Source organism: Tardiphaga sp. 172_B4_N1_3 (genome assembly GCF_052076035.1).
Lineage (GTDB): Bacteria > Pseudomonadota > Alphaproteobacteria > Rhizobiales > Xanthobacteraceae > Tardiphaga > Tardiphaga robiniae.
This window is the reverse complement of the sequence record NZ_CP197238.1, coordinates 3,754,942-3,769,983: the sequence shown is the minus strand read 5'-3', so window position 1 is coordinate 3,769,983 and position 15,042 is coordinate 3,754,942. Positions and strand designations below refer to the sequence as shown.

Below are 15,042 nucleotides of genomic sequence, written 5' to 3'. Positions count from 1 at the left end.
TGGCGCGGTGATCGGGGAAGTTGCAGGGCAAGGCGCTGCGTCCTTCGGGATGGCACGGAGGTTGCTTCGCTTCGGCTATGAAGGTCGATGCATGAGCCTCCGTCCGTTCACCAGTGAATCCTACTCTGAAGACGACCGCCCCGAAGCATGGCGCGACGTCCTGAGTTCGATTGGCCTGCAGCCGACGGCTGCGACGACCACGCATCACGGTCACGCCACCGCAGTTCGTCGCACCTTCGAAGGTATTGCACTGGCCAAATTGTCTGCCGGCGCACAGGCGATCTCGCCATTGTCGGATCTGGCCAGCGATCATCCCCTCGCATTGCTGCCGCTCGAGGACGGTGTTGCACTGAAGACCACCGCCGGACATCAGATCGTCGCCGTCGGGCATCTGCTGTTGCTGCCCCGCAAAGGGGACTGGAGCGTCGCATTCCAGCGCGACATGCGCGCGGTGGTGCTCTCGGTGACATCCGACCCGCTGCACAGCCGCCGCGCCAGTGCACCCGCCATCGCCGATGTCCAGATCGTAGGCCCCGGCGGCTTCGGCGATGTGTTCGCGCGTATGATGGAACAGGCGGCCCGCAACCTCGAAACATTGTCCGATGCCGAATGGTTGGCAATCGCACAAAGTCTTGCCGATCTGTTGCCGACCTTTACACGTCAACTGGCCGAGCCGACGGCCGATCTCAACAGCGGCACGGCGACCAAGGCTGCGACCTTGCATCGGCTGTGCCAGACCATCGAGCGACGCCTCGACGATGCGGATCTGACGCCGGCCAAGGTGGCGCAGGCCGAGGGCATCTCCGAACGTTATCTGCAGAAACTGTTCGAAGGCACCGGCAGCAGTTTTACACATTATCTCCGCGAGCGCCGGCTGCAGCGCACCTGGGCCGATTTGTCGAATCCGTCCGAGGCGCATCACTCGATTTCCGAGATTGCCTTTCGTGCCGGCTTCAATGACTCCGCGCATTTCAGCCGCACGTTCCGTCACCGCTTCGGCCTGTCGCCGCGCGAATTCCGCCAGAATGAAGCCGAGCGCCTGACGGCATCGGCGACGGCGGCGGGACAACGCGGCTGGCCGCAGGACGCGCTGGCGCAGTTGCGCAGCCAGCACGCGCCGTCGATCGCGGGGAAGATTGCGCAGCCGGAGCCGGCCGCGACGATCACGCACGGCATCGCGGATGCTTCGAAGAATCTCCGGCACCATCATCTCGCCGCCGATGCATCTCGCGTGCATTGGGGCTATTTCAGCCGCTCGTTGCCGCCGCAGATCGAGATCAATTCCGGTGACACGATCACCATCGAAACACTGACGCAGCACGCGTCCGACGATCCCGAGCGGATGATCAAGGGCGATATCGGCGCTGAGAGCGTGTTCTGCTGGACGCGCGATCAGAAGAATGTCGATCGCCGTGGGGCCGGTCCGATGGACGCCTCGATCTATGGTCGCGGTGCCGGCGAGGGCTTTGGCGTCCACATCTGCACCGGGCCGGTGGCGATCAGGGACGCGCAGCCCGGCGACGTTCTTGAAATCCGCATCCTCGACATCGTGCCACGCGCCAGTCGAAATCCGGATTTCGACGGTCAGATTTTCGGCAGCAGCGTCGCGGCGTGGTGGGGCTATCACTACAAGGAATTTCTCGCCGAGCAGAATGCGCGTGAGGCGGTGACGATCTACGAAATTCTCGATCACGACGACGTGCCATATGCGCGCGCGCTCTATTCATATCGCTGGGAGCCGCAGACCGATCCATTCGGCACCGTGCACAACACCTACGATTATCCGGGCATTCCGATTACGCCGGCCTCTGTGCGGCGTCGGCATGACGTGCTCGACGGCATTCGCATTCCACTGCGTCCGCATTTCGGTGTCATTGCCGTGGCGCCGCGCGAGGCCGATCTCGTCGATTCAGTGCCGCCAGCCTATTTTGGCGGTAATCTCGACAATTGGCGGCTCGGCAAGGGATCGACGGTCTATCTACCGGTCTCTGTGCCTGGCGCATTGCTGTCGGTCGGCGATCCCCATGCCGCGCAGGGCGACGGCGAACTCGGCGGCACGGCGATCGAATGTTCGATGACCGGAACGTTCCAGGTAGTCCTGCACAAGAAGGGCAATCTCGCCGGCCAGGCGTTCGCCGATCTCACTTATCCGCTGATCGAGACCGAGAGTGACTGGGTGCTGATGGGCTTCAGCCATCCGAACTATCTCGCCGAATTCGGCGCCAAGGGGCAGAGCGAGGTCTATGCGACGTCGTCGCTCGATCTCGCGATGAAGGACGCCTTTCGCAAGATGCGGCGCTTCCTGATGAACATCAAAGGTCTCACCGAAGATGAGGCGATCGCGTTGATGTCGGTCGCGGTCGACTTCGGCGTGACGCAGGTGGTCGACGGCAATTGGGGCGTCCATGCCATTCTGAGCAAGCGGGTGTTCGACCACACGTCAAAATCATAAGATCCAGGAGACGCGCTGTTGCAATTTCACATGATCTCCGGCGGCCCGAAGCCGGTCGCGCCGTTCAGCCATGCTGTGGAGACCGACGGCTTCGTGTTCGTCACCGGGCAGATGCCGGACACGCCGGCGATGCCGGGCGTGCTGCCCGATGGCATCGTGGCGCAGACCGAAGCGGTGATGGAAAATCTGCGCGTGGTGCTCGCGGGGCTCGATCTCGGCTTCGAGCACATCACCATGACGCGGATCTATCTCACCGAATTCAAGCGCGACTACGTGGCGATGAACGAGACCTATCGCAGCTATTTTCCGCCGGATCGCCTGCCGGCGCGGACCTGTGTCGGCGTCACGGGCCTCGCTTATGACGCTCTGATCGAAATCGACCTGGTTTGTCGACGGCCCAGATAATGGTCGGTGCGAAGAGATGGAAAACCTAGTTCGCCTTTTCGATCAGGCTTTCGAGCAGGCGCTTCAGGTCGGCCGTTGCCTTGTTGCCGTAGTTCTCGGCGATATGGGCTTCCTGGCTCAGCGCCAGAGAGTTCAGCCGCTGGGTCAGTGTCTTGCCGCGGTCGGAGATGAACATCACCACCTTGCGGCGGTCGTCGGGGTCCTGCACCCGGTAGACCAGCGCGTCAGACACCATGCGATCGACCATCTTGGTCAGGGTCGGATGATTCAGCAGAACCGCATCGGCGAGGTCGCCCATGGAGTGGCCCTTGCCGTCGGACAGTACTTTCAGAATGCGCCACTGTTCGACCGGCACGCCTTCCTTCTTGAAGCGCGCATCGAGCTGGCGATTAATTTCCCGGTTCGCCTGCGCCAGCAGATAAGCGAGGTGTTCGGTGATGGGCGTGCTCGGCGTTCTGGCCACGGTTGGGAAACTTTGCTGGAAGGGGTGATGAATATTAAGCGACTTTGCCTGATCCATATGCACGGGAATCGTTGAATATTCAATATTTTCCTCTACGATATTTTCTTTCGCACGATTTTACGGCCGATCAATTGACGCCGCACCGCCGCTGACAACGTCGAAAGGAGAGCGACATGCTCTCGTCACTGCAGATTGCAACGACCGGCGCGCTGCCGATGCCGGCGCCATGGTTGCTGAAGGGCTTTCAGGACAGCGGGGGAGGCCGTGACGCGATTGCACGTCCCGATCTGTTTCCGCGGCGTCGCAATCGCGAAAAGCTGCGCGTCGTCAATTTTATCGGCCTGTCCGGCCCGGCCGGGATCTGGGGCCTGGCGGGCACCAATAGCATGATGCTCGCGGCTTCGGAGATCAATCGGCGCGGCGGCATTCTCGGGCGCGAGATCGAGCCGGTGTTTCATGACGCCGGCGGCGATATCGATGGCGTTGTCCGCACGGCAGCCGACATGATCGCGGCTGGCGATGCCGATGTCATCATGGGCTCGCATATCAGCGCGGTCCGCGTCGCGCTGCGCAAGGTGATCGCCGGGCGCGTGCCCTATATCTACACGCCTGTCTATGAAGGCGGCGAACGCACGCCCGGCGTGATGGCGATCGGCGAGACGCCGCGCGATCAGTCGCGCCCGGCCATCGAATGGCTGGCGAATGAAAAGAAGGCGAAGCGCTGGTATCTGATCGGCAGCGATTACGTCTGGCCGTGGCTGGCCCACAAGGCCACCAAGACATACATCGCCGGCGCCGGAGGGCGCGTGGTCGGTGAGGAATTCGTTGCGCTTGGCGAGCAGAATCACGATGCCCAGATCGCCCGTATCCGGGCGGCCAAGCCGGATGTCGTGGTCATCTCGCTGATCGGCACCGACAGCATCGTGTTTAACCGCGCCTTCGCCGAACATGGTCTCTCGTCGAAGGTCCTCCGACTGGCGGGAGCCATGGATGAAACGCTGCTGCTCGGCATGGGCGCAGATAGTTCCGAGGGGCTCTATTGTGCATCGGGCTATTTCGTCGACCGTGCGTCGGCGGCGAATGATGCATTCCGTGCGCAATATGAAGCATCGTTCGGACGCTGTGCGCCTGTGCCGGGATCGGTCGCGCAGTCGAATTACGAGGGGCTTCGGTTTCTCGAATCCGTGGCGACCAAGGTGGGCTCATTCGACGTCCGGCCGATGCTGAACGCGGCGTCCAGCGTGGCCTATCACGGCGCCCGCGGTGAGGTCAGCATGCGCGGCGGGCGGGCGAAAATGCCGATCTATCTTGCCGAAGCAGACGGTCTGGATTTCAGGCTCATCCGGACATTCTAAGTCAGTCGCAGACCCGATCAGGACGACCTCGAAAAATAATACTTGAAAAGGAAAATATTTCTCTTTCTAATGATGCGTGAAAGGCGACACCGTCGTCGCCTTTTCGGTGTGGGCATCCCCGAAGAAATGCCGCGCCGGTTGCATCGTGGATATTAGGAGAAATCATCGTGGCCGTTTCACTTCCCACTCCCGATCAACTCCTCGCCGTCGCCGATCAGTGCGGCCTCGCGCTGTCCGATGAGGACGTCACCTCGTTCCGCGCGCTGATGCAGGGATCCGTCGATGCCTACAACGTCGTGGCGGCGATGCCCGACGAAGTACCCGAAGTGAAATATCCGCGTACACCTGGCTATCGGCCCGCGCCGGAAGAGAACACGCGCAACGCCTGGTATCGCAAGTCGGTGGTGAAGGGTGCGCCCAGCGGCAAGCTCAAGGGCAAGACCGTCGCGCTGAAGGACAACATCATGCTGGCCGGCGTGCCGATGATGAACGGCTCCTCCACGCTGGAAGGCTATGTGCCGGATTTCGACGCCACTATCGTCACGCGCATGCTGGACGCGGGCGCCGAGATCATTGGCAAGGTGCATTGCGAATCCTTCTGCATGTCCGGCGGCAGCCACACCAATTCGACGGGCAACGTGCATAACCCGCACAAGATGGGCTATTCCGCCGGCGGGTCGTCGTCCGGCAGTGCCGTTGTCGTGGCGCTTGGCGAAGTCGACATGGCAATCGGTGGCGATCAGGGTGGCTCCATCCGCATGCCGTCGTCCTTCTCGGGCACCTATGGCATGAAGCCGACCTGGGGTCTGGTGCCTTATACAGGCATCATGCCGATCGAGATTTTCGTCGATCACGCCGGCCCGATGACATCCAATGTCGCCGACAATGCGCTGTTGCTGGAAGTGCTGGCCGGCGATGACGGTTATGATCCGCGGATCAAGTCGCCGGAAGTGCCGGAATACACCAAGGCGCTTGGCGCCGGTGTCAAGGGCATGAAGATCGCCATCGTCAAGGAAGGTTTCGAGCAGCTCGGCGCCGAGGACGCGGTCAACCGCAGCGTTCGCGAAGCCGCCAAGCGCTTCGCCGATCTGGGCGCGACAGTGGAGACGATCTCGATCCCGATGCATCTCACCGCGGCGGCGGTCTGGACGCCGATCGGCACCGAAGGCATGACCCAGACCATGATGGTGGGCGATGGCTATGGCCTCAGTCGGTCGGATCTCTATTCGACCTCGCTGATGGACGCCCATCGCGGCTGGCGCGGGCAGGCGGACTCGCTATCCGAAACAACCAAGCTGCTGCTGCTGTTCGGCACCTATATCAATAACAATTTCGGCCCTCGTTTTTACGGCAAAGCACTGAACATCTCGCGTCGTGTCACAGCTGCCTATGACAAGGCACTGGCGAGCTATGATCTGTTGCTGATGCCGACCACACCGATGAAGGCGACACCGCTGCCGGCGCCCGGCGCGCCGCGTGAAGAAGTCGTCGGCCGCGCCTTCGAGATGATCTCCAACACCTCGCCCTTCGACATCTCGCATCATCCGGCGATGTCGATCCCCTGCGGCATGGTCGATGGTCTGCCGGTCGGGCTGATGCTGGTCGGCAAGCATTTCGACGAGATGACCATCTATCGCGCCGCGCACGCTTTCGAGCAGTCCGCCGATTGGAAGACGATGTGAGGCACCCATGCAGAAGCGAGGATCGGTGATCACGCATGGATAATCTGATCATGGCGGTCTTCGAGATCGCCAGTTTCGGGGCGATCGTCGTGCTGGTCGTGCTGGGGTTGGGGATCATCGCCAGCATGATGGGTATCTTCAATTTCGCGCAGGGCGAGTTCGTTCTGCTCGGGGCCTATGTCACCTATATCGTCCATTCCGCCGGCGCGCCGGTGTGGCTGGGCATGATCGCTGCACCCTTCGTGGTCGGTGCTTTAGGCTTCGTGCTGGAGCGGCTGATTGTCCGGCGCTTCTATGCCGCGCCGATCGTGGCAATGCTCGGCACCTATGCGCTCGGACTGATCATTCGCGAGGTCGTGCGCGGCCTGATCGGCGGACTGTATCTGTCGGTGCCGGAGCCCATCGGCGGTTCGGTGACCATCGGCGGCATGCATTTCTCAACCTGGCGTCTGGTGATCATCGTGATCACCGCGCTGGTGATGGCAGGGAGCTATCTGCTTCTGGCGCGCACCGCGTTCGGCCTGCGTATCCGCGCTTCGCTGGAGAATCCGACGCTGGCGCGGGCCTCCGGCATTTCGACCAACGCAATCTATGGCGCAACCTTCGCGTTCGGCGCCGCGCTCGCAGGTCTGGCCGGTGCGCTGATCGTGCCGGTGTTCACGCTGTTCGCCGATCTCGGCATCCGCTTTCTGATTCAGGGCTTCGTCGCCGTCATGGTCGGCGGCATCGGCTCCTTTGCCGGACCGGTGGCTGGCGCAGGCCTGATCGGCACGCTCAGTGCAGCGCTGCCGTGGGTGATTTCGCCCGTTATCGCCGATGTCGCGGTATTCGTGCTCGCCATCATCTTCATCAAATTCCGGCCGCAGGGCCTCGTTGCAGGAAAAGGGGTTTAGTCCAATGTCTCATGATGCCAACACTCTCAGCCGCCGCCGCTTTCTCGGCAATGCGGCCCTGTTCGGGACGGCCATCGCCACCGGTGTAGGCAGTTGGGTGATCCGGCCGGACTGGGCCAATGCGGCGGCCGGACCGATCAAGGTCGGCGTCGGCACCGATCTCACCGGGCCGATGGGCTATGCCGGCAATGCTGACGCCAATGTGGCCAGGATGGTGATCAAGGACATCAACGATGCCGGCGGTCTGCTTGGCCGGCCGCTGGAACTGTATATCGAGGACACTGCGTCCAATGAATCCGTCGCGGTCGGCAATGTCCGTAAGCTGATCCAGCGCGAGAAGGTCGATCTGGTCATCGGCGGCATCACCTCGTCGATGCGCAACGCCATCAAGGACGTCATCGTCTCCCGCGGCAAGACGCTCTACATCTACCCGCAGCTCTATGAGGGCAAGGAATGCACGCCCTATCTGTTCTGCACCGGGCCGACGCCGGCGCAGCAATGCGATGAATTCATTCCCTGGCTGATCAAGAATGGCGGCAAGAAGTTTGCGCTGCCCAGTGCCAATTACGTCTGGCCGCATACGCTGAACGTCTATGCCCGCAAGGTGATCGAGGCCAATGGCGGCGAGGTCGTGTTCGAGGAGTATTACCCACTCGACCAGATCGATTTTTCGTCGACCGTGAACCGCATCATTTCGAACAAGGTCGATGTCGTCTTCAACACCGTCATTCCGCCAGGTGTCGGACCGTTCTTCAAGCAGCTCTCCGAAGCAGGCTTCCTCAAGAATGGCGGACGGCTCGCCTGCGTCTACTATGACGAGAACACGCTCAGCATCAATCAGCCGGCCGAAATCGAGGGCCTCGCAAGCTGCCTCGATTACTTCAAGGCGCTGACGCCGGAAGATCCGTTCAGTGCCAAGCTCCAGGCGGCCTACGAAAAACAGTTCCCGGGCAATTTCCTGTTCGCGGCTGGCAGTGCCGCGACCGGCACCTATCGCGGCCTGAAACTGTGGGAGGCGGCCGTCAAGGAAGCCGGCAGTGTCGATCGTGATGCAGTTGCCAAGGCGCTCGACCATGCCAAGATCGCCGAAGGCCCGGGCGGGCCGGCCGAGATGGTCCCCGGTCAGCGGCACTGCAAGATGAAGATGTATACGGCGGTGGCCAAGGGCGGCAAATATGAGGTCGTCGCGCGCAGCGCCGGTCTCGTCGATCCCAAGGAATGCTGAGTCGATAGTTCGAACCTCGCGGGAGTGGCCGATATCACTCCCGCTTCTCTTTCTCTCGTGCCGGCGACCTGATGACCGAGACGACGCCACTCTCTACCGTATCTCTGACGCGAGGCATCAGCGCATCGCGCCAATGGCGCGTGCTGCCGATGATCGAGATCGCAGTGCTGGTCATTGGCCTGCTGCTGCCGCTAGTGCTGCAGGACTATCTCACCGTCTATGCCACGCGCGTGCTGATCCTCTGCCTGTTCGCGCTGTCATTCGACCTGGTCTGGGGCTATGCCGGAATCATGAGTTTCGGCCAGGCTGTGTTTTTCGGCTCGGCCGGGTATGGCGTGGCGCTGCTGGCGCGCGATCTTGGCATTACGTCCATCCTGCTCGTGCTGCCCGCCGGCCTTCTGATCGGCTTCGCCTTTGCGCTGCTGCTCGGCGGCTTTCTGTTGCTTGGTCGCCATCCCGCCAGCGTCATCTTCGTCGCGCTGGGCACGCTGACCGGTTCCTATGCCTGCGATCGTCTGGCGCGGGGCTGGTACTATCTCGGCGGCCAGAACGGCATTCCCTCGATCCCGCCGATGACAATCGGCAGCTATGAGCTCACAGAGGGACCTGTCTATTACTACATGGCCATCGGCTTCCTGATCGTGGTCTATCTGCTCTGTCGTTTCCTGATGCGCTCGCAATTCGGCCTCGCGCTGGCTGGCCTGCGCGAAAACGAACAGCGCATCGCCTTCTTCGGCTACAAGGTTCAGCACCTCAAGGCGATCATCTTCTCGCTGAGCGGGGCTATCGCCGGGCTCGCCGGCAGTCTCTATGCGTTTCACGAAGGCTTCGTCTGGCCCAACATGCTGGGCGTCGTGATTTCCACCCAGGTGGTGCTCTATGTGTTGTTCGGCGGTTCCGGCACGCTGATCGGCGCCGTGATCGGCACGGTTGTCATTGAGGCCGTCAGCTTCTGGCTGTCGAACAGCTATCAGGACATCTGGCCGATCATTCTTGGCGTATTGCTGCTGCTGGTCATCCTGTTCCGGCCCGCAGGGCTGGTCAGTCTGTTGTTGTCAGAGCGCGAGCGCGTCGGCAGCTTCGGCCGTCCTGGGAAGCGATAGTCATGGCGCTTCTCGAAGCAAAAGGCCTCGTTAAGATCTTCGGCAAGCTCACGGCGCTGAACGGTGCCGATCTCACTATCGCTGCCAATGAATTCCACGGCCTGATCGGACCCAATGGTTCCGGCAAGAGCACGCTGATGAAATGTATCGCCGGCGCCGAGACACCGACGCAAGGCACCGTCACTTTCGGCGGTCGCGATATCACGCAGGCCTCGCCAGCCGAGCGCGCCCGCGCCGGCATGAGCCTGAAATTCCAGATCACCAGCGTGCTGCCGGCGCTGACGCTGTACGACAACATCCTGCTGGCGCTGCAGGCACAGACATCGCTGCTCAATCTCGCGCTATCGCGCACCCGCGGCGTGCTGCATGACAAGGTGATGGCGATGCTCGAACAATTTCGCCTTGTCGATCGCGCCCACGAGCCGGCCTCCGCGCTGTCGCACGGCCAGCAGCAATGGCTCGAGATCGCCATGGCGCTGGCGCCGGAGCCGAAACTGTTGCTGCTCGACGAGCCGACCGGCGGCATGAGCCTGGAAGAACGCCGCGTCACCGGCGAATTGCTGCAGCCGATCAAGGCGCGCTGTTCGCTTGTCATCGTCGAGCACGATCTCGATTTCATCCGCGATATCTGCGACCGCCTCACGGTGCTGGATCAGGGCCAGATCCTGCAGACCGGCTCGGTGCAGCATGTGCAGTCGTGCCCCAGGGTCCAGGAGGTCTATCTCCGCCGTGCCTGACGATAAATTCCTCGATATCCAGTCGCTGGATGCCGGCTACGGCCGCAGCCAGGTGCTGTTCGGCGTTACGCTCAGCGTGCCGTGGCGCGGCGGCGTCGCCATTCTCGGCCGCAATGGCGCCGGAAAAACCACGCTGATGAAGGCTATTGTCGGTGAGTTGCCGGTGCTCGGCGGTGCGGTGAGCCTCGATGGCCGCGATGTCGGCAAACTGCCGACCGAGCAGCGCATCCGCCGCGGCGTCGGCTATGTCCCGCAGGAACATTCGGTGTTCGCGAAACTCTCGGTGCGGGACAATCTCGCTGTCGGCGCGCTGACCAATCGCGACAGCGGGGCAGTCAACCGCGTGCTGGAGATCTTCCCGAAGCTCGGCCAGCGGCTCGATCAGTTTGCCGGCACATTGTCCGGCGGCGAGCGCAAGATGCTGGCGATCGGGCGCGCCATGCTGTCCGATCCGAAAATCTTGCTGCTGGATGAGCCGACTGAGGGCGTCTGGATCGGTGTCATCGAGGAAATTACCGAGCGCCTGATCCTGCTGGCGAAGGACATCGCCGTCGTCATCGTCGAGCAGCATCTCGATCTCGCGCTTCGGGTCGCGAGCCGCGCTTACGTGCTGGATCGCGGCCGGGTTGCGCTGACAGGTTCGGCGCAGGAAATCCGCAACGATCCACGATTGGTGCAGTATTTGGCGCCTTAGAACCAAGCGAGATCGTTGGCACCTACTTCTTTTTGCAACCTTCGTTGCAGGGTAAATAATGTCCGCGTTTGGCGCAAAGCGGACGTCCGACTGCTGCTGCGACGTCTCACAGGGATACGAAATCCGGAGGGGCGATCTCGTTGATCCGGTGGCACGCGACGAAGTGCTCGTCGGCCTGGATATTCAGGATCGGCAACTCGTCGCGGCAGCGCGCGACGACGAACGGACAGCGCTGAACGAAACGGCAGCCGGGCGGTGGATCGACGGGGCTCGGCGGATCGCCCTCAACGAGATAGTCCTTCTTCAGCCGGTCGCGTAGCGGGCCGGGCGGCGCGGCGGCTGATATCAGCGACCAGCTATAGGGATGCGAGGGTGCCGAGAAGAACACCTGGGCTGGCGCCTGTTCGACGATACGGCCGAGATACATCACGGCGATCTCGTCGCAGAAATGCTGGATCACGCCGAGATCGTGCGAGATGAAGATATAGGTCAGGCCGCGCTCGCGCTGCAGCTTCTTCAGAAGGTTCAGGATCTGCGCCTGGATGGCGACGTCGAGCGCGGAGACGGCTTCGTCGCAGACGATGAGGTCGGGCTCGGGAGCCATCGCGCGCGCGATGCACAGGCGCTGGCGCTGGCCGCCGGAGAACTGATGCGGAAACAGGTCGGCGGCCTGCGGCGGCAGCCCGACCTCTTCGAGCAACTGCGTCACGCGCGCCTCGCGCTCGCGCGGCGAGCCGATGCCGAGCAGATCGAGCGGTTCGCGGATCAGGTCTCCGGCGCGGCGCCGCGGATCCAGTGCCGAGAACGGATCCTGGAACACGATCTGGAATTTGCTACGCGCCAGCCGCAGCTTCTCGCCGCGGTAGTCCGCGATGTTCTCGCCGCCGAACACGATCTGGCCGGAGGTCATCGGGATTAGTCGCATCACCGCCTGCGCGGTCGTCGATTTTCCGGAGCCACTTTCGCCGACAATGCCGAAGGTGGTACCGCGGCGCACGCGGAAGCTCACGCCGTCGACGGCATGCACCTTCGAGGGCGGACCGAACATACTGCGACGTCCGGCCGGGAAGTGCACCACGAGATCGTTGACGTCGAGCAGGACGTCTGCAGAGGCGGGGATAGTCAAGCCATCGCTCACGGTGCGATCTCCTGATGACGCCAGCACGAGACGGCGGCCCCGGCATCGATGCGCTCGAGCGGCGGCTGCGGTTGAGCGCGGCAGATGTCGCGGGCAAAGGCACAGCGCGGCAGGAAAGCGCAGCCCGGCCCGCGTGCGCCGAGCGGTGGCACCATGCCGGGGATTTCGTCGAGCACGGCAGCGAGGTGATCGTCGGCGCGACCAAGCTGCAGATGTGGCACGCAGGCCATCAGGCCGCGCGTATAGGGATGGCGTGCATGGGAGATGATCTCGCGCGCGGCGCCTTGCTCGATGCAGCGGCCGGCATAGAGCACGGCGACGTCGTCAGCGAGTTCGGCGACGGCGCCGAGATCGTGGGTGATCAGCACGATGGCGGTGTCGGTGTCGTCCTGCAATTCGCTGAGCAGGTCGAAGATCTGCGCCTGCACCGTGACGTCGAGCGCGGTGGTCGGCTCGTCTGCGATCAGAAGCTTCGGCTTGCAGGCCAGTGCCATGGCGATCATCACGCGTTGCCGCATGCCGCCCGACAATTGATGCGGATAAGCATCAACGCGGTTTTCGGCCGCGGGGATCTGCACCGCTTTGAGGAACTGAATTGCCTGCGCATGGGCATCACGGCGGCTGAGGCCGCGATGCTGGCGCAGCACCTCGCCGATCTGGTCGCCGACCGTGTAAAGCGGATTGAGCGCCGTCATCGGCTCCTGGAAAATCATCGACATCTTGTTGCCACGGAGGCTGCGCAGTTCCTTGGGTGATGCCGATAGAACCTCGACGCCGTCCAGAAGGATGCTGCCCGAGGTGACGCGAAAGTCTTCGGGCAATAGCTGCATGATCGCCAGCGCAGTCATGCTTTTGCCGCAGCCGGACTCGCCGACCAACGCCATGGTCTTGCCTTGCGCGACGTCGAAGGACAGATGCTCGAGCACCGGCACCACGCCCCTGGTGCCATTCATCGAGACGCCGAGATCCTTGACGGAGAGAACGGGGGGCATCGCTCAGCCTCGCTTCCGCAGGCGCGGATTGATGGCGTCATTGACGCCGTCGCCGATCAGGCTGATGGCGAGCACCGCAATGAAGATCGCGGCGCCGGGAAACGCCACGGTCCACCAGGCGTTGAGCACGTAATTGCGGTTTTGCCCGAGCATCAGGCCCCAGCTCATGGTGTTGGGATCGCCGAGGCCGAGGAAGCTCAATCCGCCCTCGAACAAGATGGCCACGCCGATCGCGAGCGTCGCCGAGACGATGATCGGCGGCAGCGCATTGGGCAGTACGACACGCAGGATGAGATGTCCGTTGCCGGCACCGGCGGCGCGCGATGCCTTGACGAAATCGAGATTGCGCAACCGCAGAAATTCGGCGCGGGTCAGCCGCGCAGCCGAAGGCCAGCTGACGACGCCGATGGCGATGGTCACGGTCGTCAGCGTCTGCCCGAACAGAGTGACCAGCACCATGGCGAACAGCAGCGGCGGCAGGATCTGGAAGAACTCGGTGATCTTGGTCAGTGTCGTGTCGATGGGACCGCCGAAGAAGCCCGCCAGCGAACCGATGGTGACGCCGATCACGATGGTGATGATCGCTGCCACGCCCCCGACAGTCAGCGTGGCACGCCCGCCTTGCAGCAGCCCCGCCAGGATATCGCGGCCGAGATAGTCGGTGCCGAGCCAGGTCTCTGCATCCGGTGGCGTGAAGGGCGCGCCGGCAATGTCGAGCGGATCGACGCCGTAGATCGACGGCCCGAACACGGTGGCAAGCATCAGAAACAGCAATACGACCGCGCCGACGACGCCCGCCGGGCTGCGTGCAAACTGGCGCAGCGCGGCTATCGTGGGCGATGCTGCGGCGCTCACGGGCAGTGCGGTTCTGTCGGGCTTGATGGCGGTGGATTCGATCGTGGTCATCGGGCCCCCGAACGGATGCGCGGATCGACCAGGCGATAGACCAGATCGGTGACGATATTGGCGGCCATGACCAAGACTGCCGAGAAGAACAGCACGGCGAGCAGGGTCGGATAATCTCGGCGCAGAATGGATTCGAACACCAGCCGTCCCATGCCGGGCCAGCTGAACACCGTCTCGACCAGCACGGCACCCGCGAACAGATGGCCGAATTGCAGTCCGGCGACAGTGACGATCGGGATCAGCGTGTTGCGCAGCGCATGTTTGCCGATCACGATAAATTCCGGCAGGCCCTTGGCGCGGGCGGTGCGCACATAGTCAGCCGTCAGCGCATCGATCATGTTGACACGGGCGAGCCGGCTATATTGCGCGATGAAGACGAGTGCGAGCGTGGTCGCGGGCAGCACGAGATGCTGCAATATATCCACGACATGCGCGAAGCCGACCTTGGGCCGCGCGACGTCGGTCATGCCCGTCACCGGCAGGATCGGCCACACCGATCCGAACAGCAGCAGCAACATCAGCCCGGTCCAGAACACCGGGGCGGCATAGCCCGCAAGCGAGATGATGGTGACGCCCTGGCTGAACAGCCCGTTCGGCTTGCGGGCGCTGACGACGCCGAGCAACGTGCCGATCACCACCGAAATTGTGAGCGCCGACAACACCAGATAGAGCGTTGCCGGAATGCGCTGAGCGATCAGGCCAGTCACGGGAGCATTGAAATAATAGGAATAGCCGAAGTCGCCCGTGGCGACGCTGCCGAGATAAGTGAAGAGCTGTTCGAGCAGGCTCTTGTCGAGGCCGTATTTGACCCGCAGCGCAGCGATGACGTCGGCCGACGCACCGCCCATCTCGCCGGCGATCACTAGAGCGGGATCGCCGGGCGCAGCATGGATCAGGCAGAAATTGAGGACCAGCACGGCGATAAGGAGGCCAACTGCATTGGCCACCTGACGCAGGACGTGAAGAGCGAGGTTCATGGTGCTGGTCCGCCAGACGC

14 protein-coding genes are annotated in these 15,042 nt (G+C 62.7%); 9 read left to right on the top strand and 5 right to left on the bottom strand.

Annotated elements, in window-relative coordinates:
* Positions 1-91 precede the first annotated feature (91 nt).
* Both AB7783_RS17895 and AB7783_RS17890 read left to right on the top strand, forming a co-directional pair.
* Positions 92-2,452, top strand: coding sequence for an acetamidase/formamidase family protein (locus tag AB7783_RS17895; RefSeq protein ID WP_441278365.1), 2,361 nt, complete (start codon positions 92-94; stop codon positions 2,450-2,452).
* Positions 2,453-2,470: 18 nt separating this feature from the next.
* Entirely contained in the window at positions 2,471-2,857 is a 387-nt protein-coding gene (locus AB7783_RS17890) for a RidA family protein (RefSeq protein WP_320445372.1), read from the top strand.
* Positions 2,858-2,882: 25 nt separating this feature from the next.
* Here the strand turns inward: AB7783_RS17890 and AB7783_RS17885 are convergent, their stop codons facing one another.
* Positions 2,883-3,320 (bottom strand): MarR family winged helix-turn-helix transcriptional regulator, encoded by a 438-nt coding sequence (locus tag AB7783_RS17885; RefSeq protein ID WP_068735340.1) that lies wholly within the window; start codon positions 3,318-3,320, stop codon positions 2,883-2,885.
* Positions 3,321-3,493: 173 nt separating this feature from the next.
* Here AB7783_RS17885 and AB7783_RS17880 point away from each other — a divergent pair, with 173 nt between their 5' ends.
* The 7 genes from AB7783_RS17880 (at position 3,494) to AB7783_RS17850 (ending at position 11,009) form a co-directional block, all read left to right on the top strand.
* Positions 3,494-4,675, top strand: coding sequence for a substrate-binding domain-containing protein (locus tag AB7783_RS17880; protein WP_441278364.1), 1,182 nt, complete (start codon positions 3,494-3,496; stop codon positions 4,673-4,675).
* Between the two features lie 167 nt (positions 4,676-4,842).
* Positions 4,843-6,357, top strand: coding sequence for an amidase (locus AB7783_RS17875; RefSeq protein WP_441278363.1), 1,515 nt, complete (start codon positions 4,843-4,845; stop codon positions 6,355-6,357).
* 35 nt (positions 6,358-6,392) lie between these two features.
* Positions 6,393-7,250, top strand: coding sequence for a branched-chain amino acid ABC transporter permease (locus AB7783_RS17870; protein ID WP_441278362.1), 858 nt, complete (start codon positions 6,393-6,395; stop codon positions 7,248-7,250).
* Positions 7,251-7,254: 4 nt separating this feature from the next.
* Entirely contained in the window at positions 7,255-8,475 is a 1,221-nt protein-coding gene (locus AB7783_RS17865; RefSeq protein WP_320445368.1) for a substrate-binding protein, read from the top strand.
* Between the two features lie 71 nt (positions 8,476-8,546).
* Positions 8,547-9,578, top strand: coding sequence for a branched-chain amino acid ABC transporter permease (locus AB7783_RS17860; protein WP_439064937.1), 1,032 nt, complete (start codon positions 8,547-8,549; stop codon positions 9,576-9,578).
* Between the two features lie 2 nt (positions 9,579-9,580).
* Complete coding sequence (locus tag AB7783_RS17855) at positions 9,581-10,315, top strand: ABC transporter ATP-binding protein (RefSeq protein WP_441278361.1); 735 nt, start codon at positions 9,581-9,583, stop codon at positions 10,313-10,315.
* Entirely contained in the window at positions 10,308-11,009 is a 702-nt protein-coding gene (locus AB7783_RS17850) for an ABC transporter ATP-binding protein (protein WP_441253327.1), read from the top strand. Before AB7783_RS17855 ends, AB7783_RS17850 begins: the two co-directional genes overlap by 8 nt.
* Before the next feature lie 106 nt (positions 11,010-11,115).
* Here AB7783_RS17850 and AB7783_RS17845 read toward each other — a convergent pair whose 3' ends face one another.
* The 4 genes from AB7783_RS17845 to AB7783_RS17830 are packed head-to-tail and all read right to left on the bottom strand — an operon-like array spanning position 11,116 to position 15,022.
* Positions 11,116-12,147, bottom strand: a complete 1,032-nt coding sequence (locus AB7783_RS17845; RefSeq protein WP_441278360.1) for an ABC transporter ATP-binding protein — start codon at positions 12,145-12,147, stop codon at positions 11,116-11,118.
* Positions 12,144-13,139 (bottom strand): ABC transporter ATP-binding protein, encoded by a 996-nt coding sequence (locus tag AB7783_RS17840; RefSeq protein ID WP_441278359.1) that lies wholly within the window; start codon positions 13,137-13,139, stop codon positions 12,144-12,146. The genes AB7783_RS17845 and AB7783_RS17840 overlap by 4 nt, the downstream gene beginning before the upstream one ends.
* 3 nt (positions 13,140-13,142) lie before the next feature.
* Positions 13,143-14,045: an ABC transporter permease gene (locus AB7783_RS17835; protein WP_441278358.1), complete on the bottom strand. Its 903-nt coding sequence runs from the start codon at positions 14,043-14,045 to the stop codon at positions 13,143-13,145.
* The gene (locus AB7783_RS17830) at positions 14,042-15,022 is read right to left on the bottom strand and encodes an ABC transporter permease (RefSeq protein WP_441278357.1); all 981 of its coding nucleotides are present in this window, start codon (positions 15,020-15,022) and stop codon (positions 14,042-14,044) included. The genes AB7783_RS17835 and AB7783_RS17830 overlap by 4 nt, the downstream gene beginning before the upstream one ends.
* Positions 15,023-15,042 lie beyond the last annotated feature (20 nt).